General features: G+C 56.4%; 18 protein-coding genes and 1 pseudogene. 12 read left to right on the top strand and 7 right to left on the bottom strand.

What is annotated here, in order from left to right:
* Nucleotides 1-6: 6 nt before the first annotated feature.
* From NQ230_RS16255 to NQ230_RS16235, 5 genes are all read right to left on the bottom strand, one after another.
* Entirely contained in the window at nucleotides 7-1296 is a 1290-nt protein-coding gene (locus tag NQ230_RS16255; protein WP_257258237.1) for an arsenic transporter, read from the bottom strand.
* A gap of 40 nt (nucleotides 1297-1336) precedes the next feature.
* Nucleotides 1337-1657 carry a metalloregulator ArsR/SmtB family transcription factor gene (locus NQ230_RS16250; protein WP_257258235.1) on the bottom strand — a complete coding sequence of 107 codons (321 nt, stop codon included), beginning with the start codon at nucleotides 1655-1657 and terminating at the stop codon, nucleotides 1337-1339.
* A 226-nt stretch (nucleotides 1658-1883) separates the two neighbouring features.
* Complete coding sequence (locus NQ230_RS16245) at nucleotides 1884-2363, bottom strand: Hcp family type VI secretion system effector (protein ID WP_257258234.1); 480 nt, start codon at nucleotides 2361-2363, stop codon at nucleotides 1884-1886.
* A gap of 221 nt (nucleotides 2364-2584) precedes the next feature.
* Entirely contained in the window at nucleotides 2585-3292 is a 708-nt protein-coding gene (locus NQ230_RS16240; protein ID WP_257258233.1) for a hypothetical protein, read from the bottom strand.
* Nucleotides 3293-3912: 620 nt separating this feature from the next.
* A complete protein-coding gene (locus tag NQ230_RS16235) occupies nucleotides 3913-5598 on the bottom strand; it encodes an aspartate:alanine antiporter (protein ID WP_014169303.1) in 1686 nt (561 codons plus the stop codon).
* Nucleotides 5599-5871: 273 nt separating this feature from the next.
* Here NQ230_RS16235 and NQ230_RS16230 point away from each other — a divergent pair, with 273 nt between their 5' ends.
* Complete coding sequence (locus tag NQ230_RS16230; protein WP_121425695.1) at nucleotides 5872-6246, top strand: inner membrane protein YbjM; 375 nt, start codon at nucleotides 5872-5874, stop codon at nucleotides 6244-6246.
* A gap of 30 nt (nucleotides 6247-6276) precedes the next feature.
* Here NQ230_RS16230 and NQ230_RS16225 read toward each other — a convergent pair whose 3' ends face one another.
* Nucleotides 6277-6546: a GrxA family glutaredoxin gene (locus tag NQ230_RS16225; protein ID WP_006809455.1), complete on the bottom strand. Its 270-nt coding sequence runs from the start codon at nucleotides 6544-6546 to the stop codon at nucleotides 6277-6279.
* A gap of 184 nt (nucleotides 6547-6730) precedes the next feature.
* Here NQ230_RS16225 and nfsA point away from each other — a divergent pair, with 184 nt between their 5' ends.
* The 9 genes and pseudogenes from nfsA (at nucleotide 6731) to rlmC (ending at nucleotide 15220) form a co-directional block, all read left to right on the top strand.
* Nucleotides 6731-7453, top strand: coding sequence for an oxygen-insensitive NADPH nitroreductase (gene nfsA / locus NQ230_RS16220; RefSeq protein ID WP_213821933.1), 723 nt, complete (start codon nucleotides 6731-6733; stop codon nucleotides 7451-7453).
* Between the two features lie 69 nt (nucleotides 7454-7522).
* Nucleotides 7523-8424, top strand: a pseudogene (gene rimK / locus NQ230_RS16215) (30S ribosomal protein S6--L-glutamate ligase).
* Between the two features lie 63 nt (nucleotides 8425-8487).
* Nucleotides 8488-8964, top strand: coding sequence for a YbjN domain-containing protein (locus NQ230_RS16210; RefSeq protein WP_003858385.1), 477 nt, complete (start codon nucleotides 8488-8490; stop codon nucleotides 8962-8964).
* Between the two features lie 351 nt (nucleotides 8965-9315).
* A complete protein-coding gene (gene potF, locus NQ230_RS16205; protein WP_023335062.1) occupies nucleotides 9316-10428 on the top strand; it encodes a spermidine/putrescine ABC transporter substrate-binding protein PotF in 1113 nt (370 codons plus the stop codon).
* Between the two features lie 143 nt (nucleotides 10429-10571).
* Nucleotides 10572-11705, top strand: coding sequence for a putrescine ABC transporter ATP-binding subunit PotG (potG, locus tag NQ230_RS16200; RefSeq protein WP_024907855.1), 1134 nt, complete (start codon nucleotides 10572-10574; stop codon nucleotides 11703-11705).
* A gap of 9 nt (nucleotides 11706-11714) precedes the next feature.
* Nucleotides 11715-12668, top strand: coding sequence for a putrescine ABC transporter permease PotH (gene potH, locus NQ230_RS16195; protein ID WP_257258226.1), 954 nt, complete (start codon nucleotides 11715-11717; stop codon nucleotides 12666-12668).
* Nucleotides 12665-13510 carry a putrescine ABC transporter permease PotI gene (gene potI, locus NQ230_RS16190; protein WP_257258224.1) on the top strand — a complete coding sequence of 282 codons (846 nt, stop codon included), beginning with the start codon at nucleotides 12665-12667 and terminating at the stop codon, nucleotides 13508-13510. Before potH ends, potI begins: the two co-directional genes overlap by 4 nt.
* Before the next feature lie 65 nt (nucleotides 13511-13575).
* Complete coding sequence (locus NQ230_RS16185; protein ID WP_257258222.1) at nucleotides 13576-14049, top strand: YbjO family protein; 474 nt, start codon at nucleotides 13576-13578, stop codon at nucleotides 14047-14049.
* Nucleotides 14050-14089: 40 nt separating this feature from the next.
* Nucleotides 14090-15220, top strand: a complete 1131-nt coding sequence (gene rlmC / locus NQ230_RS16180) for a 23S rRNA (uracil(747)-C(5))-methyltransferase RlmC (RefSeq protein ID WP_257258220.1) — start codon at nucleotides 14090-14092, stop codon at nucleotides 15218-15220.
* A gap of 90 nt (nucleotides 15221-15310) precedes the next feature.
* On the opposite strand, the gene NQ230_RS16175 is transcribed toward rlmC, so the two are convergent.
* Nucleotides 15311-15760 (bottom strand): hypothetical protein, encoded by a 450-nt coding sequence (locus NQ230_RS16175; RefSeq protein WP_257258218.1) that lies wholly within the window; start codon nucleotides 15758-15760, stop codon nucleotides 15311-15313.
* A gap of 430 nt (nucleotides 15761-16190) precedes the next feature.
* Between NQ230_RS16175 and NQ230_RS16170 the strand changes: the two genes are divergently transcribed.
* Complete coding sequence (locus tag NQ230_RS16170; RefSeq protein WP_257258217.1) at nucleotides 16191-16898, top strand: response regulator transcription factor; 708 nt, start codon at nucleotides 16191-16193, stop codon at nucleotides 16896-16898.
* Nucleotides 16882-18351 (top strand): sensor histidine kinase, encoded by a 1470-nt coding sequence (locus NQ230_RS16165; protein ID WP_257258216.1) that lies wholly within the window; start codon nucleotides 16882-16884, stop codon nucleotides 18349-18351. The genes NQ230_RS16170 and NQ230_RS16165 overlap by 17 nt, the downstream gene beginning before the upstream one ends.
* Nucleotides 18352-18362 lie beyond the last annotated feature (11 nt).

Genomic DNA, 18362 nt, shown 5'->3' with positions numbered 1-18362 from the left:
GGCTCATTACAGTGTGAAGGAGAGACGTAGCGCCAGCGCGGCGAGCGTCACAAACAGGACCGGCAGCGTCATAACGATGCCCGTCCGGAAATAGTAGCCCCAGGTGATCGTCATGTTTTTCTGCGCCAGCACGTGGAGCCAGAGCAGGGTGGCGAGGCTGCCGATAGGCGTGATTTTCGGCCCCAGGTCGCAGCCAATCACGTTGGCGTAAATCATCGCTTCCTTGATCAGTCCCGTCGCCGTACTGCCATCAATGGAGAGCGCGCCAATCAGCACCGTGGGCATATTGTTCATTATGGATGACAGAAACGCGGTGATGAACCCGGTTCCCAGCGTGGTGGCCCATAGCCCGTGTCCGGCTAGGCTATCCAGTACGCCTGAGAGATATTCCGTCAGCCCGGCATTGCGCAGGCCATACACCACCAGATACATCCCCAGCGAAAAGATAACGATCTGCCACGGCGCGCCGCGCAGAACTTTTCCGGTGTTTATCGCATGTCCGCGTTTTGCGACAGCGAATAAAATCAGCGCGCCGACGGTCGCAATGGCGCTGACCGGAATGCCGAGAGGTTCCAGCACGAAGAAACCAACGAGCAGAAGCAGCAGGACGATCCAGCCCGTTCTGAACGTCGGGAGGTCGTGAATGGCCCGCGCGGGCTCGCGAAGTTTTGCCAGGTCATATTCCGGGGGGATTTCCTTGCGGAAGAAGAGATGCAGCATCACCAGCGTTGCGGCAATCGCGGCGATATCTACCGGGATCATCACCGAGGCGTATTCGCTGAACCCCAGCTTAAAGAAGTCTGCCGACACGATGTTGACCAGGTTGGACACAATCAGTGGCAGGCTGGCGGTATCGGCGATAAAACCTGCTGCCATCACAAACGCCAGCGTGGCCTGCTTGCTGAACCCCAGCGCTAGCAGCATGGCGATAACGATAGGCGTCAGGATCAGCGCCGCACCGTCATTGGCAAACAGCGCCGCCACGGCTGCGCCCAGAAGGATAATCCACGTAAACAGCAATCGCCCGCGACCGTTCCCCCAGCGGGCAACGTGCAGCGCCGCCCACTCGAAAAAGCCGGACTCATCCAGCAGCAGGCTGATGATGATGACGGCAATAAAGGTTGCCGTGGCGTTCCAGACGATATTCCACACCACAGGAATATCGTTAATGTGAATCACGCCGCTGGCCAGTGCCAGCACGGCACCGATGGTCGTGCTCCAGCCGATACTGAGCCCCCTGGGCTGCCAGATGACCAGTACCAGCGTAAACAGAAAAATAGCCCCTGCCAGAAACATCTTCTACTCCGTTATATCTGTTTTTGTGAATGTGTTTTGCTTAGCACGAGCCCGGAAGTCGGTTTTTAAGCTTCATGCGCGTCTCTTCCCGCAGGCAGTTCCAGCTGGTGTCGATAACGGTTGCCGCCCACGCAGGCATGTTGGGAGAGAGACGGTAATGGACCCATTTGCCCTCGCGACGATCGATAACCAGCCCGGACTCGCGCAGCAGTGCCATGTGGCGTGAGACCTTAGGCTGCGACTCGGCGGTCGCGGAGCAGAGATCGCAGACGCACAGCTCGCCTGCTTCACGGAGCAGCATGACGATGGCGAGCCGCGTTTCGTCGGAGAGGGTTTTGAAGAGCTGGAGCGGATGGAGCATTCTGTCATCCTGAATGTCTTTTGTCATATTCATTAAATCATATATGTTTGTGGTGGGCGAGAAAAGAGGGGGATAACAGGAAGGATAGAAAAAGCGCCTGGAGGACTCGTTGAAGATCAAAACAGTCTTTATGGCTTGCCCGGACTACTCCTGATCGTCATGGGAAAGAAACCGTCCCCTTGGGACGGTTTCTTTTTATCAGCTCACTTTCAACGGTCTTCTGTGCTCAGGCGCAGCAGCGATCGTTCCAGGTGTCACGGTAAACAATATTCCCCTCCGTGTACTTCCATGAGATTGCTTCGTAACGCAATTCGAGCGTTTCAAGATGGGTGCTGCTCATCCCGTTAGGGGTCAGGAAGGGTGCCACAGTCGTAAACTTAACGTTTTCCATCACAATATTGAAATATTCGGCCTCGATCCCGGACGCCAGAATGCGGTACATTTTAATGATCCCCTTCTTCATAACTCGCCCTTCGCACACGGCGCGGTAAAGAAGCGGGGTAGTCTGATCAAATTCTTTAACTATCGCAATAGGGCGATGGACGCGCGTGCCGGTGAGTTTACCCCAGCTTGGATCAACCGGAATGGTTACACCGTGGGAGAACGATTTTAGCTCTATGGAACCAGAACGCGTGGGCATCATGCAGCTACCGATAATTGGCGAACCGTTCTCGTCTTCTAGCCATAGGTGTGCGGGTGTAGACATGTAATTTCCTTATTAGTAAGCGTAACGCATTGATGTTCCTCAATGCCATATCCAGTAAGCCAGTCCCAGTGTTACCAGGTAAAACAGGAGGATGAATCCCTGGCTAACCTCAGGGAAGTAAGCGTCAAGGACAAAGCCAAAAATGAACGTGAGGATGATGGGGACATAGGTCCAGAAGAAAAACTGAGCCTGAGATTTGAGCCAGCGTCTTAGAAAGCCCATCAGTGTCTACCCATTAGCTTCAGGATCGTGTCTGCAACATCATAAGGGCTTTGTCCATCCGTCCACTGTTGGGTTAGCACCCCCGCGCGCATAAACGCAGGCTCCACCAGGAAATACATCATCTCCAGCTCTCGCAGGTATAACGCTTGATAGTATGCCGGATGCATCACTTGCAGGCGGTGAGCGCTGTCAGCAGCCTTTTGCACAACCCCATATATCCCCAGCCCGCCTATAGCCGCGCCCGTCAATCCTGAAACGATCTTTAACCCTGAAGGTGGAAGGCTCACATAGAGGCAAACAGTCGATGCGACGCCTGCAGAGAATGAATACGAGGTTAGCGTGCTGGTGGATATATAAACGTTAGCGCGCATCAGAGCATGCTGTATCGCTGATAAATCTGCCGGGGAATAATCCTTAACCAGCTCCTCAATGTACGTGTTGATTAGGTCAAAGACGATGTTCCAGCGAGAAACGAGATGAAATATGCCCTTTCGGAAGCGAGCGTCCTCCAGATTTTGTCTGGTGCATACATCATAATATTCATCAGTAAAGCAGGAGGTGTAGTACAGCAGGCGTTGCGCACCGGCACCTATATTATTCAACTGGCTCTTTACCTCTTCGCCTACATCACGTACCGCTCGGTCCAGCTTCATTGCCAGTATCTTTTGGCTCTGAAGTTGGCGGATGATCTCTTCAGAATGGTACATGTTTACTGGCCTCGCTCTTCAGCTCAATAGAGCGATTTTTTGCTGCATGCACTAAGACCTGTACGATGAGTTCAATTGCCATTACTGCCCGTGAAAACTTCATTCCTGTTCCCTCCATCGCGTGTTTCTATCCGCTCCAGCGTATGCCCGTCGCTAGTATGGAAGTTCAAAGCCGATCATGTTTATGACAAGCAGAGGCTTTTTAGGACAATGACCTGATATTTTTTAACCTAAATACAATCTGTCTGGTGTTCGAGGTGAAAATAGAAGAGTTCGATATTGAATGGCTTGTTCCAGAATCCGAAAGGAATGCCGGAAGAGTTAGCTTACTGAATACTGACACACCGCAGGCAGGTTTTTATTACTGATTATGACCACATAAAAAGTTCTACCGCGACGATGTCGCCATGTAAGGGAAGTGCTGGCTTAAGCCATTGATTCAAAGAGTGGTAGTTTTCAGGCAACAAAAAACCCATCAACCTTGAACCAAAACGGCGGGGTTGATGGGCTCCACAAATTGGGGACATCAAAGAAAAGCAGTGGCACTAGTTATGACTGCCCCCTGATAAAAAAGTTCTGCGCGTAACAAAAATATTTTCCGATACGCGCATTCTTAGGAGTTATCCGAGTCCAGGCCAGATGATGATAATCAGCGTACCCGCCAGCGTCAGCAGTACGTTAGCGATAGCGTACGTGCCCGCATACCCCAGCGCCGGGATGTTGCTGCGCGCGGTATCGCTGATGATTTCCATGGCCGGCGCACAGGTACGCGCGCCCATCATCGCCCCGAAGAGCAGGGCGCGGTTCATGCGCAGCACGTAGGCGCCGAAGAGGAAGCAGATAACGACCGGCACCAGGCTGACGATAAGTCCAGACACCAGCATCTGCCAGCCGACGGCACCCAGGCTGTGGCCGATACCGCTACCCGCGCTTAAGCCCACGCCTGCCATAAAGACCATCAGACCGAACTCTTTCACCATGTTCAGCGCACCCTGGGGAATGTAGCCGAAAGTCGGGTGGTTCGCTCGCAGGAAGCCCAGCATGATCCCGGCAAACAGCAGCCCGGCGGCGTTACCGATGCCGAAACTGAAGTTGCTGAACTGGAAGGTGATCATCCCGATCATCAGGCCGACGATAAAGAAGGCGCAGAAGGCCAGCAGGTCGGTGACCTGGCTGTGAATGGAGATAAAGCCAATGCGGTCGGCAACGGTTTTCACGCGTCGCGCGTCGCCGCTGACCTGCAGAACGTCGCCTTTGTTGAGCACGACGTTATCATCGATAGGCATCTCAATCTGGCTGCGGATCACGCGGTTGAGGAAGCAGCCGTGGTCGGTCAGCTTCAGCTGCGCCAGACGGCGGCCCACGGCGTTATGGTTTTTCACCACGATCTCTTCGGTGACGATACGCATGTCGAGCAGGTCGCGGTCGAACACCTCTTTGCCGTTACGGAAGCTCGGGTCAAGACGGGCGTGGGCGTCCGGGTAACCCACCAGCGCAATGTCGTCGCCCATCTGCAGTACCGCGTCGCCGTCCGGGTTCGCCAGAATGCCGTTGCGGCGGATACGTTCGATGTAGCAGCCTGTCTGGCGGTAAATCCCCAGCTCGCGCAGGTTTTTGCCGTCAGCCCATGCCACCAGCTCCGGTCCAACGCGATAGGCGCGGATCACCGGGAGATAGACTTTACGTTTGGAATCGGTATCCAGGCCGCGCTCGCGTGCGATTTGCTGGGCGCTGGTCTGCAGATCCTGGTGCTGCAGTTTTGGCAGGTAGCGTGCACCGACGATCAGGCTCACCAGACCAATCAGATAGGTCAGGGCATAGCCGAGGCTCAGGTGGTCGAGCGCGGTAGAGAGCTGCGCGCCAGCCATGCCGGAATGGCGAAGGGTATCACCGGCACCCACGAGCACGGGGGTGGAGGTCATGGAGCCTGCCAGCATACCGGCCGTTAACCCGATATCCCAGCCAAACAGTTTACCCAGCCCTAAGGCGATCAGCAGCGCGCTGCCGACCATCACCAGCGCCAGCATCAGATAATTTTTGCCGTCGCGGAAGAAAATTGAAAAAAAGTTCGGTCCTGCTTCCACGCCAACACAAAAAATAAACAGCATAAAACCTAAGTTGAGCGCGTCCGTGTTAATGCTGAAGTGCTGCTGGCCTAATAATAGGGAGACGACTAAAACGCCAATGGAATTACCAAGTTGAACTGAACCCAGGCGCAATTTACCCAGGCAAAGGCCCAGCGCCAGTACCACAAATAATAACAGGATGTAATTCCCATTTAACAAGTCTGCGACGTTTATATTCACGGAGGCTAACTTCTTGTTTACCAGTAAGTTGTTGAATGAAAGGACTATTTGGGCTACTGTTTTCTGGGTCAGGGAAAGGCGTTAACGCTCCCTGTTTCCTGCTTTATTCCCTAAAACATTAGCTGGCGTGTAGTTTAATCGCATTAGCTACTGACAGCTACTGATTATCGCATCACCCTGTGCGTACTTTGGCAAGGATTGCCGCACTGCTTTATCTGACTGGGCGTCTACCCGACGAAGGTATATTTGATAGAGATAAGTCAGGAGGATAGTTTGAACATTAAACGAAACTGGGCGGGGGTGATCAGCTGCTTTTTGCTGTTCACCGTCGTGTGCATGTCGCTCGCTTTTAATGTGAAAGGGGCATTCAGGGCGTCGGGCCATCCGGAGCTGGGGCTGCTCTTTTTTACGCTGCCGGGTGCCGCGGCCAGTTTTCTCTCCCGTAAAGGGGAGGTGGCGAAACCGCTGCTGGGCGCCATACTGGCGGCACCGCTGTGTCTGCTGCTGATGCGCTTGCTGTATGTGTCGACGAGAAGTTTCTGGCAGGAGCTGGCGTGGTTGCTGAGCGGCGTCTTCTGGTGCGCCCTTGGCGCGCTGTGCTATTTGTTTGTGTGCAGTCTGATTAAGCATCGACGGCACCACAATTAAAAACGCCCTCAGGGTGAGGGCGTTTTAGCATTACTGAGCGGCAAACAGGCCCAGATGTTCTTTGGCGTAAGCTTCAAAGTCAGTGCAGCCGCCGATGTGTTTCTGATCGAGGAAGATCTGCGGTACGGTTTCAACCGGCTTGCCGACGGTTTTTTCGAGATCCGCTTTGGTGATGCCTTCCGCGTGGATATCCACGTAGCGGAAGTTGAAGTCATCGCGCTCTTCGGTCAGTTTCTCAGCCAGCTCTTTCGCGCGCACACAGTAAGGGCACCCTGGACGACCAAAAATTACTGCAAACATTTCTCTCTCCTCAAAAAACAAGCCTGACGGCGAATAGGACATATAGTGCCCGATAACCTGCCGCCATTAAAGAAGGTTTCGCCTGTCGCTTTGATACAGTCAGGCTATGTTTCGCCAATTACATCACGTAAATCATTGCCTATACTGGCTGGCATAAGGTTTAAGCAAGACAAAGAGAGACAAGATGACACCAACGATTGACCTGCTCCGTTCCCACCGTTCCATTCGCCACTTCACCGATGAGCCGATTACCGAGGCTCAGCGTGCCGCGATAATTGACAGCGCCAGGGCGACCTCCAGCTCCAGCTTTCTGCAGTGCAGTTCCATTATCCGCATCACCGACCCGGCCATGCGCGAGCAGCTGGTCACGCTGACCGGCGGGCAGAAGCACGTGGCTCAGGCGGCGGAGTTCTGGGTGTTCTGCGCCGACTTTAACCGCCACCTGCAGATCTGCCCTGAGGCCGAGCTGGGGCTGGCCGAACAGCTGCTGCTGGGCGTGGTGGATACCGCGCTGATGGCGCAAAACGCCTTCACGGCGGCGGAGTCGCTGGGGTTAGGCGGCGTCTACATCGGCGGTCTGCGTAACAACATCGAAAACGTGACCGAGCTGCTGAAGCTGCCAAAACACGTGCTGCCGCTGTTCGGCCTGTGCCTCGGCTGGCCTGCGGATAACCCGGACCTCAAGCCGCGCATTCCTGCGGCGATGCTGGTGCACGAAAACCACTACCAGCCGGTCGATCAGGACGTCCTGAATCACTATGATGAAGAGCTGGCGAACTACTACATGACGCGCGGCAGCAATAACCGTCGCGATACCTGGACTGACCATATTCGTCGCACCATCATTAAAGAAAATCGCCCGTTTATTCTTGATTACCTGCACAAACAGGGATGGGCGACGCGATAGTCCATTCCTCCTGCGCTTGCCTGCGTATATGATACGCAGGCTTTTTCCATGTCTTCAGAGAGGTGCAGGGTGAAAATTGCCATATTGTCCCGGGATGGAACGCTCTATTCATGTAAACGCCTGCGTGAGGCGGCGGCGAAACGCGGGCATCAGGTTGAGATCCTCGACCCGATGTCCTGCTATATGAACATCGACCCGGCCGCCTCGTCGATTCACTACAAAGGCCGCAAGCTGCCGCATTTTGATGCGGTCATCCCCCGCATCGGCTCCCAGATTACCTACTACGGCACCGCCGCGCTGCGCCAGTTCGAGATGCTGGGCAGCTATCCGCTCAACGAATCCGTCGCCATATCCCGCGCCCGCGACAAGCTGCGCTCGCTGCAGCTGCTCGCCCGTCAGGGGATCGATCTCCCTGTCACGGGTATTGCCCATTCACCTGACGACACCAGCGATCTTATCGACATGGTGGGCGGTGCGCCGCTGGTCATCAAGCTGGTGGAAGGTACGCAGGGCATTGGCGTGGTGTTGGCGGAGACGCGCCAGGCGGCGGAGAGCGTGATTGACGCCTTTCGGGGACTGAATGCCCACATTCTGGTGCAGGAGTACATCGAAGAGGCGAAAGGGCGCGATATTCGCTGCTTCGTGGTCGGAAATGAAGTAGTGGCGGCCATTGAGCGCCAGGCGAAAGAGGGAGATTTCCGCTCTAACCTTCACCGGGGCGGCATTGCAAGAATCGCTGATATCAGCGATCGCGAACGGGAAATTGCCGTCAAAGCGGCGCAAACTCTGGGGCTGGACGTAGCGGGCGTAGATCTTCTGCGGGCGACGCGGGGCCGCTGGTCATGGAGGTGAATGCCTCGCCGGGGCTGGAAGGCGTGGAAAAAACCACAGGTGTCGATATTGCGGGTAAAATGATCTCATGGATCGAGCGTCATGCCACGCCGGGTTACTGTCTGAAAACGGGCGGTTAAATGGATTACCGCGCGCTTTTTGAGTACCCTATGCGAAGTTTTTACTAAAGAGGCTGCACAGCGATGGATTTACAGGTCGTACCTACACTGGATACGTTACGTCAATGGCTTGATGATGCCGGAATTACGTTCTTCGAATGCGATTCCTGCCAGGCGCTGCATCTGCCTCATATGCAGAATTTCGACGGCATTTTCGATGCCAAAATCGATCTCATTAACGACGTGATCCTTTTCTCCGCGCTGGCCGAAGTGAAGCCGTCTGCGCTGCTGGCGCTGGCCTCCGACCTGTCGGCGATCAACGCCAGTTCTTTGACGGTGAAAGCATTTCTCGACATACAGGATGATAATCTGCCAAAACTGGTCGTTTGCCAGTCTTTATTCTCCGGTGCCGGGCTGTCCTTCAAGCAGTTCGCCTGGTTTATGCGCTTGAGTGAAGAGCAAATTTCCATGGTCATGATGGAAGCCAATGCACACCATCTGCTGTATAGCGCGGAAGATGATGCAGAGAATAATGATGCATCTCCCAATTTTCTCCACTAAGCCTGTCTGACTTTTGCGCAGTCGCTGCCATAGCGGCTGCAGAAGGCCATTTTTTCTGCTGCTTTTAACCTTTCTTTAAAGAATTTTTCACCTCCCTGAAGGCCGTTTCGGCTTATCACGTAGACATAACCTGCATAAAAAATTGATAAAAGGCGTTTTTTCGTCTGGGCTATAGCCGGAGACACGGGCTACAGTTATTCTTGCGGTGCTTAAAAAAGCGAGCGGAAACTGCCGGGTAAAGAGGTTTCTTTTTATTTTGGGCAGAGCGACAAACTATGCATGATTATTGCATATCTTCAGATTGCACAGTTTTAGTTCGTTTGTTAACGAGCTTTCAGAAGGAATAAAGATATGATCGCCTTGAATAAAAAATGGTTATCGGGTCTGGTTGCGGGTGCTCTGATGGCCGTCTCTGCCGGCACGCTCGCTGCGGAACAAAAAACGCTGCACGTTTACAACTGGTCTGACTATATCGCGCCGGACACGGTGGCGAATTTTGAAAAAGAGACCGGCATTAAAGTGGTCTACGACGTTTTCGATTCTAACGAAGTGCTGGAAGGAAAACTGATGGCGGGCAGCACCGGGTTTGATCTCGTGGTGCCTTCCGCAAGCTTCCTCGAGCGCCAGCTGACGGCAGGCGTCTTCCAGCCGCTGGACAAGAGCAAGTTACCGAACTGGAAAAACCTCGATCCGGAAGTGCTGAAGCTGGTGGCTAAGCATGACCCGGACAACAAATACGCCATGCCTTACCTGTGGGCGACCACCGGCATCGGCTACAACGTTGATAAAGTCAAAGCGGTGCTGGGCCCGGACGTCAAGCTGGACAGTTGGGATGTGGTGCTGAAGCCGGAAAACCTTGAGAAGCTGAAAAGCTGCGGCGTCTCCTTCCTCGATGCGCCGGAAGAGATTTTCGCCACCGTGCTGAACTACCTGGGCAAAGACCCGAACAGCAGTAAAGCCGATGATTACACCGGCCCGGCGACCGATCTGCTGCTGAAGCTGCGTCCAAACATTCGTTACTTCCACTCGTCTCAGTACATCAACGACCTGGCAAACGGCGACATCTGCGTCGCGATTGGCTGGGCAGGGGACGTGTGGCAGGCGGCTAACCGCGCGAAAGAGGCGAAGAACGGCGTGAACGTCTCTTACTTCATCCCGAAAGAGGGGGCGCTGGCGTTCTTCGACGTCTTCGCGATGCCGGCTGATGCGAAAAACAAAGACGAAGCCTATCAGTTCCTCAACTACCTGATGCGTCCTGAGGTGATCGCCCACATCAGCGACCACGTTTACTACGCGAACGGTAACAAGGCCTCCGTGCCGCTGGTAAGCGAAGAAATCCGTAACAACCCGGCTATCTATCCGCCGGCGGATGTGTTCGCCAAGCTCTTCACCCTGAAAGTTCAGGATCCAAAAATTGACCGCGTGCGTACCCGCGCGTGGACCAAGGTGAAAAGCGGTAAATAACGGCGTTTGGTGTTGTTGCCCGGTGGCGCTATCGCTTACCGGGCCTACAAAACCCGTAGGCCGGGCAGGCGTTAGCGCCGTCCGGCGATGCGCACCCTGACGGTGCGTTTGCACCAGTATTGATCTATGCCGGAGAACACCCCGTGAATGACGCGATCCCCCGCCCGCAGGCGAAAGTCCGTAAAGCGCTGACCCCGCTTCTTGAAATTCGTAACCTCACCAAATCTTTCGATGGCCAGCATGCCGTGGACGACGTCAGCCTGACTATCTACAAAGGCGAAATTTTCGCGCTACTGGGCGCATCTGGCTGCGGTAAATCGACCCTGCTGCGTATGCTGGCCGGTTTTGAACAGCCCACCGCCGGGCAAATCATGCTCGATGGCGTGGATCTCTCCAGCGTGCCGCCGTATCAGCGGCCGATTAACATGATGTTCCAGTCCTACGCGCTGTTTCCCCACATGACGGTGGAGCAGAACATCGCTTTTGGCCTGAAGCAGGACAAGCTGCCGAAGGCCGAAATTACCGCGCGCGTGGCCGAAATGCTGAGCCTGGTGCACATGCAGGAGTTCGCGAAGCGTAAGCCGCACCAGCTCTCCGGCGGCCAGCGCCAGCGCGTGGCCCTGGCCCGCAGTCTGGCAAAACGGCCGAAATTATTGCTGCTCGATGAGCCGATGGGCGCGCTGGATAAAAAGCTGCGCGACCGTATGCAGCTCGAAGTGGTGGATATCCTCGAGCGCGTGGGGGTGACCTGCGTGATGGTGACCCACGACCAGGAAGAGGCGATGACCATGGCCGGACGAATCGCGATCATGAACCGCGGGAAGTTCGTGCAGATCGGCGAGCCGGAAGAGATTTATGAGCACCCGACCACCCGCTACAGCGCGGAGTTCATTGGCTCGGTTAACGTCTTCGAAGGGCTGCTGAAAGATCGTCAGGAGGATGGGCTGGTCATCGAATCGCCGGGGCTGCAGCATCCGCTTAAGGTCGATCCTGATAACTCGGTGGTGGATAACGTGCCGGTCTACGTCGCGCTGCGTCCGGAGAAGATCATGCTCTGTGAGGATCCGCCTGCCGATGGCTATAACTTTGCCGTGGGCGAAGTGGTCCACATTGCCTATCTGGGCGATCTGTCTATTTACCATGTGCGTCTGAAAAGCGGGCAGATGCTCAGCGCGCAGCTACAGAACGAACATCGCTATCGCAAGGGGCAGCCGACCTGGGGTGACGAAGTGCGCCTGTGCTGGGACGCTGACAGCTGCGTCGTGCTGACGGTATAAGGAGCGATCATGAGCACACTTGAACCTCCAGCCCGCGCAGAAAAGCCGGGCGCCTTTGCCGGTTTTCTGACGCGCATGCAGATGAAACACGGCCGCAAGCTGGTGATCGCCATGCCGTACGTGTGGCTGATCCTGCTGTTCCTGCTACCGTTCCTGATTGTTTTCAAGATAAGCCTGGCGGAAATGGCGCGGGCGATCCCGCCCTATACCAACCTGCTGGACTGGGCCGACGGGCAGCTGACGCTGACGCTCAATCTCGGCAATTTCCTGCAGCTCACCGACGATCCGCTCTATTTCGAAGCGTATCTGCAGTCGCTGCAGGTGGCGGCGATCTCGACGCTCTGCTGCCTGGTGATGGGCTACCCGCTGGCGTGGGCGGTGGCGCACAGCAAGCCGTCGACGCGTAATATCCTGCTGCTGCTGGTGATCCTGCCGTCGTGGACCTCGTTCCTGATCCGCGTTTACGCCTGGATGGGGATCCTGAAAAATAACGGCGTGCTGAATAACGTTCTGATGTGGCTTGGGGTGATCGATCAGCCGCTGACGATCCTGCACACCAACCTCGCGGTCTATATCGGCATTGTGTACGCCTATCTGCCGTTTATGGTGCTGCCGATTTACACGGCGCTGACGCGTATTGATTACTCGCTGGTGGAAGCGTCGCTCGATCTCGGCGCCCGTCCGCTAAAAACCTTCTTCAGCGTCATTGTCCCGCTGACCAAAGGCGGCATTATCGCCGGGTCAATGCTGGTCTTTATCCCGGCGGTCGGGGAGTTTGTGATCCCGGAACTGCTCGGCGGCCCGGACAGCATCATGATTGGCCGCGTGCTGTGGCAGGAGTTCTTCAATAACCGCGACTGGCCGGTGGCCTCTGCGGTGGCGATTGTGATGTTACTGCTGCTGATCGTGCCGATCATGTGGTTCCACAAGCATCAGCAGAAACAGATGGGAGATCACGGATGAACAACTTACCGGTAGTACGCTCCCCGTGGCGGATAGCGATCCTCGTTGTCGGCTTTACCTTCCTGTATGCGCCGATGCTGATGCTGGTGATTTACTCCTTCAACAGCTCCAAGCTGGTGACGGTCTGGGCGGGCTGGTCGACGCGCTGGTACAGCGAGCTGTTCCACGATGATGCGATGATGAGTGCGGTGGGGCTGAGCCTGACCATTGCCGCTCTGGCGGCGACCATGGCGTCGGTGCTGGGTACGATCGCCGCGCTGGCGATGGTGCGCTTCGGACGTTTTCGCGGCTCGAACGGGTTCGCCTTTATGATCACCGCCCCGCTGGTGATGCCGGATGTGATCACCGGTCTCGCGCTGCTGCTGCTGTTCGTGGCCCTGGCGCACGCCATCGGCTGGCCGGCGGATCGCGGCATGCTCACCATCTGGCTGGCGCACGTCACCTTCTGTACGGCCTACGTGGCGGTGGTGATCTCCTCGCGCCTGCGCGAGCTGGATCGCTCCATTGAGGAGGCGGCGATGGATCTTGGCGCGACGCCGCTGAAGGTCTTTTTCATCATCACCCTGCCGATGATTATGCCGGCGGTGATCTCCGGCTGGCTGCTGGCGTTCACGCTGTCGCTGGACGATCTGGTTATCGCCAGCTTTGTCTCCGGACCGGGCGCGACGACGCTGCCGATGCTGGTCTTCTCCAGCGTACGCATGGGGGTCAACCCGGAGATCAACGCCCTGGCCTCTATCATCCTCGGCGTGGTCGGAATTGTCGGATTTATCGCCTGGTATTTGATGGCGCGCGCGGAAAAGCAGCGCGTGCGCGATATCCAGCGTGCAAGACGCGGCTGAAGGATTTAAAATTTCCAGTGATGTGCCGCGCATGACGCGGCACTGTTTTTCAGGGAAGTAAAACATTGGGATTATTAAAAAAATCACGTTCTACGCACGCGCGACCTAACGTACCTGCACTGGTTCAGGTGGCGGCGCTCGCCATTATTATGATCCGCTGCCTGGACGTGCTGATGATTCTGAACACCCTGGGCGTGCGCGGCATCGGTGAATTCATTCACCGCAGCGTACAGACGTGGAATCTGACGCTGGTCTTTTTGAGCAGCCTGGTGCTGGTGTTTATCGAGATCTACTGCGCGTTTTCGCTGGTCAAAGGGCGCAACTGGGCGCGCTGGATCTACCTGCTGACGCAAATTACCGCCGCCAGCTATCTGTGGGCCGCCTCGCTGGGATACGGCTACCCGGAGCTGTTCAGCATTGCCGGTGAATCCAAACGCGAGATCCTGCGCGCGCTGTTTATGCAAAAACTCCCGGACATGCTGGTTCTGTTCCTGCTTTTTATCCCCGCCTCCAGTCGGCGGTTCTTCCGCCTGCAATAATGTGTATAATCGCAGCCCTCGTGATCCTTAAGGTTTTCATATGCAGTGCGCACTCTATGACGCCGGACGCTGCCGCTCCTGTCAGTGGATAGAACAGCCGGTCTCTCAACAACTCACCGCCAAAATGGCCGACCTGCAACAGCTGCTGGCAGCGCATGCGGTGGGCGAGTGGTGCGCACCCGTCAGCGGCCCGGAGCAGGGTTTCCGTAATAAAGCCAAAATGGTGGTCAGCGGCAGCGTTGAAAAACCGCTGCTGGGGATGCTGCACCGCGACGGCACGCCGGAAGACTTAACCGACTGCCCGCTGTATCCCGCCTCATTTGAGCCCGTCTTTGCCGCACTGAAACCCTTTATTGCGCGTGCAGGGTTAACGCCTTATAACGTCGCCCGCAGGCGCGGCGAGCTAAAATACCTTCTGCTGACGGAAAGCCAGAAAGACGGCGGCATGATGCTGCGCTTCGTGCTGCGTTCGGAAGCCAAGCTCGAGCAGCTGCGCGCGGCGCTGCCGTGGCTGCAGGCGCAGCTCCCGCAGCTTAAGGTCATTACGGCGAATATTCAGCCGGTGCATATGGCGATCATGGAAGGGGAGAAAGAGATTTTCTTCTCCGAGCAGCATGCGCTGGCCGAAAGCTTCAACGGCGTGCCGCTGTGGATCCGCCCGCAAAGTTTCTTCCAGACCAACCCGACCGTGGCAAGCAGCCTGTACGCCACCGCCCGCGACTGGGTGCGTGCGTTAAACATCCAGCATATGTGGGATCTCTTCTGCGGCGTGGGCGGCTTTGGCCTGCACTGCGCCACGCCAGAAATGCAGCTCACCGGAATTGAGATCTCTGCCGAAGCGATTGCCTGCGCGAAACAGTCCGCCGCCGAGCTGGGGTTAACGAATCTGCACTTCCAGGCGCTGGACTCCACGCAGTTTGCGACCGGCCAGGGCAACGTGCCGGAGCTGGTGCTGGTGAACCCGCCGCGCCGCGGCATCGGGAACGCGCTGTGCGACTACCTGAGCCAGATGGCACCGGAGTACATCGTCTATTCCAGCTGTAACGCGCAGACCATGGCGAAAGATATCGCTCATCTACCGGGCTACCGCATTGAACGCGTTCAACTTTTCGATATGTTCCCGCATACCGCGCATTATGAAGTGCTGACGTTGTTGGTGAAAACGCGCTAATCCTAAACATCGCCCGGTGGCGCTGCGCTTACCGGGCCTACAATCTGGAGTAGGCCGGGTAAGGCGTAGCCGCCACCCGGCTTTGTTTGCTCAACCCAGTAATGCGACTCCCGCCTCTGTATTTAGCCAGCGTGGTGCTTTCAACTGGTCGGCAAAATAGCCTGTCAACTCAAAGAGCAGATCACCCATCACGCGGGCTGACTCCGGCGCAAGTACTCCCCCAATTAAGAGTTGCGTAATCTCCTCACAGTAACGGCACAATTGATCAGGCTCTGCGTTGAACGCGGGTTCGTTTTCCGGGAAAACATCCACCGTTAATCGTTCATACAAATGCTCCGGCACAGGCTCCAGCAGCATCGGGCGGAGTAAGGCAAGACAGGCGGCGAGGCGGCTACAGAGCGCGATTTTTCTGGCAGGATCGGTTTCTTCAACCAGCGCTTCGCAGTAGCGCTGGCAGTTGTCGGCCAGATCGGTGAAATCGGTATTGTGATGAACAGGAAGTGTGAGAAGTGTGTCTGAAAAAGACGAGACAATAGACATATAAACATCCTCAGTATGTTGGTTTGTCACCGCCACTGAAAATGCCAATTTTCTTTGGTGGCGGAGTCGGACGAGGTTGGCATAACCGGACATACTGAGAACCGGCGCGCTTTTCAGCGCCCTCGTCCGACTCACCATTGAAGTGTAACCGGACGCACAGCGTAAAAAAAGTATCACGCCGTCAGTATGTTATGCAGGATGCCAATCCCGGCACCAGATTTTGCTGGTGTGAGGTGAACATACGCCTGTAAAAACTTAATAAAAAGAGGGGTAGCAAGGATAAGTTAAATCCTGCGAGGCTGATTCAGAAAATACAGAGGGGACCGGTTTGAATGGTTTGTTAGCCTTCAAAAGTTCAACAAAATGTGAACTCTTCCCCCGCTCGAAATCAGGTAAGCTTACGTCATAAGAAATGATTGAAGGCTTACCCATGAAGCAGATCCTGCTGGTGGAAGACGACCACGATATCGCGGCGCTTCTGCGACTCAATTTAGAAGACGAAGGCTACGCCATCACCCACGAGCCCGACGGGGGCAATGCCTTACTGCGCCTTGAAAAACAGCCGTGGGACGCGGTGATCCTCGACCTGATGCTGCCCAACGTTGACGGTCTGGAGATTTGCCGCCGCATCCGTCAGATGACGCGCTACCTGCCGGTGATCATCATCAGCGCCCGCAGCAGCGAAACCGACCGCATCACCGGGCTGGAAACCGGCGCCGATGATTATCTGGCTAAGCCGTTCTCCGTGCAGGAGCTGATTGCACGCATCAAAGCGCTATTCCGCCGCCAGCAGGCGATGGGACAGGCGCAAACCGACGGCCAAATTCATGCCCACGGTCTGACCATCGATCCGCTGGCGCGCAGCGTGCTGCTTCACGGCCAGGTGGTGGATCTCACCCCGCGCGAATTCGAGCTGCTGTACTTCTTTGCCCGTCATCCTGGCGAAGTCTTTTCGCGTCTGGCGCTGCTGGAGCAGGTCTGGGGCTACCAGCACGAAGGCTATGAGCACACCGTTAACACCCATATCAACCGCCTGCGCATCAAGATTGAGAAGGACGCCGCCGAGCCGGAGATTATTCGCACCGTCTGGGGCAAGGGCTATAAATTTGCGGAGCCAAATCATGATGCGGCGCTTTAGCCTGAGCCAGCGCCTGACGCTGCTGTTCATTCTGCTGATGATGCTCTGCGCGACCGTCGCCTGCGCGGTACAGCTCTACACCAGTACGCAGTACGGTAACGCGATGGTGCAGCGGCTGTCGGGCGGGCTGGCGCAGCAGATCGTTCAGCGTGAAGCGATTCTGGACGCGCAGGGCAGGGTCGACCGAACGGCACTCAAGCCGCTGTTTGACCGGCTGATGACCTTTAATCCGAGCGTTGAGCTGTATGTCGTCTCCCCGGACGGCGATATCCTGGCCGATGCCGCACCGCCGGGCCACATTCAGCGACAAAAAATCGACCTGGCGCCGGTTCAGACCTTCCTGAGCGGTACCGCTATACCGATCCTGGGCGACGACCCGCGCAGTCAAAACAAAAAGGTCTTTAGCGCCACGCCGCTGCGGCAGGACGGCGAGCTAAAAGGCTACCTGTACATTATTTTGCAGGGCGAGGAGTCCAACGCGCTGGCGGAGATGGCCTGGCACAAGGCGCTGTGGAGCACGGTGCTGTGGTCACTGCTGTGGGTTGCGCTGTTTGGCCTGCTGGCAGGTTTACTGGTCTGGTACTGGGTCACGCGCCCGGTAAAACAGCTGACGGTCGAAGTCGCCGGGCTGGAGCAGGACAGCATCAGCGCTATCAGGCAGCTGGCCGTTCAGCCGTCGGACGCGGCGGCAAAGGATGAAGTGGCGATCCTGCGCAACAGCTTTATCGAGCTGGCGCGCAAAATCACCCGCCAGTGGGACCAGCTGGCCGACAGCGATCGCCAGCGCCGGGAGTTTATCGCCAACATTTCGCACGATCTCCGTACGCCGCTGACCTCGCTGCTGGGCTATCTGGAAACCCTGTCGCTAAAATCCGCCACGCTGACGCCGCAGGAGCACCAGCAGTATCTCGCCACCGCGCTGCGTCAGGGGCAAAAGGTCCGTCATCTGTCGCAGCAGCTGTTTGAGCTGGCGCGTCTTGAGCACGGCGGCATTAAGCCGCAGCGCGAGCGTTTCGCGATGGGGGAGCTGATTTCCGACGTGGCGCAGAAGTTTGAGCTCACCGCCCGCACGCGCGAGGTGAATCTGCATATTGACGTGCCGGGACCGCTGCCGCTGATTAACGCCGATGTGTCGATGATCGAACGCGTGGTGACCAACCTGCTCGATAACGCGATGCGCCATACGCCTGGCGGCGGGGAAATTCGTCTGGCGGTCTGGCAGGAGAATGAACGGCTGCAGGTCGAAGTGGCTGACAGCGGAACGGGCGTGGACGCCTCGCTGCGCGACGATCTGTTCCAGCGGCCATCGGCGTTGAATACCCAGGCATCGCGGGAGAATCGCGGCGGGCTGGGGCTGTTAATCGTTAAGCGGATGCTGGAGCTGCACGGGGGCGGGATAAGGCTGATGGAGTCGGCGAGCGGGGCACGGTTTAGGTTCTTTGTGCCGCTGTGAGGGAGTGCCGG

The sequence above is a fragment of the Enterobacter asburiae genome, from assembly GCF_024599655.1.
Lineage (GTDB): Bacteria > Pseudomonadota > Gammaproteobacteria > Enterobacterales > Enterobacteriaceae > Enterobacter > Enterobacter asburiae_D.
Note: the sequence above shows the minus strand (reverse complement) of the source record. Positions and strands in the feature narration are given on the sequence as shown.

Excerpts from the sequence above, each read along its gene's own strand:
- NQ230_RS16255 (WP_257258237.1), bottom strand. The coding sequence starts at position 1,296 with ATGTTTCTGGCAGGGGCTATTTTTCTGTTTACGCTGGTACTGGTCATC.
- NQ230_RS16250 (WP_257258235.1), bottom strand. The coding sequence starts at position 1,657 with ATGCTCCATCCGCTCCAGCTCTTCAAAACCCTCTCCGACGAAACGCGG.
- NQ230_RS16245 (WP_257258234.1), bottom strand. The coding sequence starts at position 2,363 with ATGTCTACACCCGCACACCTATGGCTAGAAGACGAGAACGGTTCGCCA.
- NQ230_RS16240 (WP_257258233.1), bottom strand. The coding sequence starts at position 3,292 with ATGTACCATTCTGAAGAGATCATCCGCCAACTTCAGAGCCAAAAGATA.
- NQ230_RS16225 (WP_006809455.1), bottom strand. The coding sequence starts at position 6,546 with ATGTTTGCAGTAATTTTTGGTCGTCCAGGGTGCCCTTACTGTGTGCGC.
- nfsA (WP_213821933.1), top strand. The coding sequence starts at position 6,731 with ATGACACCAACGATTGACCTGCTCCGTTCCCACCGTTCCATTCGCCAC.
- NQ230_RS16210 (WP_003858385.1), top strand. The coding sequence starts at position 8,488 with ATGGATTTACAGGTCGTACCTACACTGGATACGTTACGTCAATGGCTT.
- potF (WP_023335062.1), top strand. The coding sequence starts at position 9,316 with ATGATCGCCTTGAATAAAAAATGGTTATCGGGTCTGGTTGCGGGTGCT.
- potH (WP_257258226.1), top strand. The coding sequence starts at position 11,715 with ATGAGCACACTTGAACCTCCAGCCCGCGCAGAAAAGCCGGGCGCCTTT.
- potI (WP_257258224.1), top strand. The coding sequence starts at position 12,665 with ATGAACAACTTACCGGTAGTACGCTCCCCGTGGCGGATAGCGATCCTC.
- rlmC (WP_257258220.1), top strand. The coding sequence starts at position 14,090 with ATGCAGTGCGCACTCTATGACGCCGGACGCTGCCGCTCCTGTCAGTGG.
- NQ230_RS16175 (WP_257258218.1), bottom strand. The coding sequence starts at position 15,760 with ATGTCTATTGTCTCGTCTTTTTCAGACACACTTCTCACACTTCCTGTT.
- NQ230_RS16170 (WP_257258217.1), top strand. The coding sequence starts at position 16,191 with ATGAAGCAGATCCTGCTGGTGGAAGACGACCACGATATCGCGGCGCTT.
- NQ230_RS16165 (WP_257258216.1), top strand. The coding sequence starts at position 16,882 with ATGATGCGGCGCTTTAGCCTGAGCCAGCGCCTGACGCTGCTGTTCATT.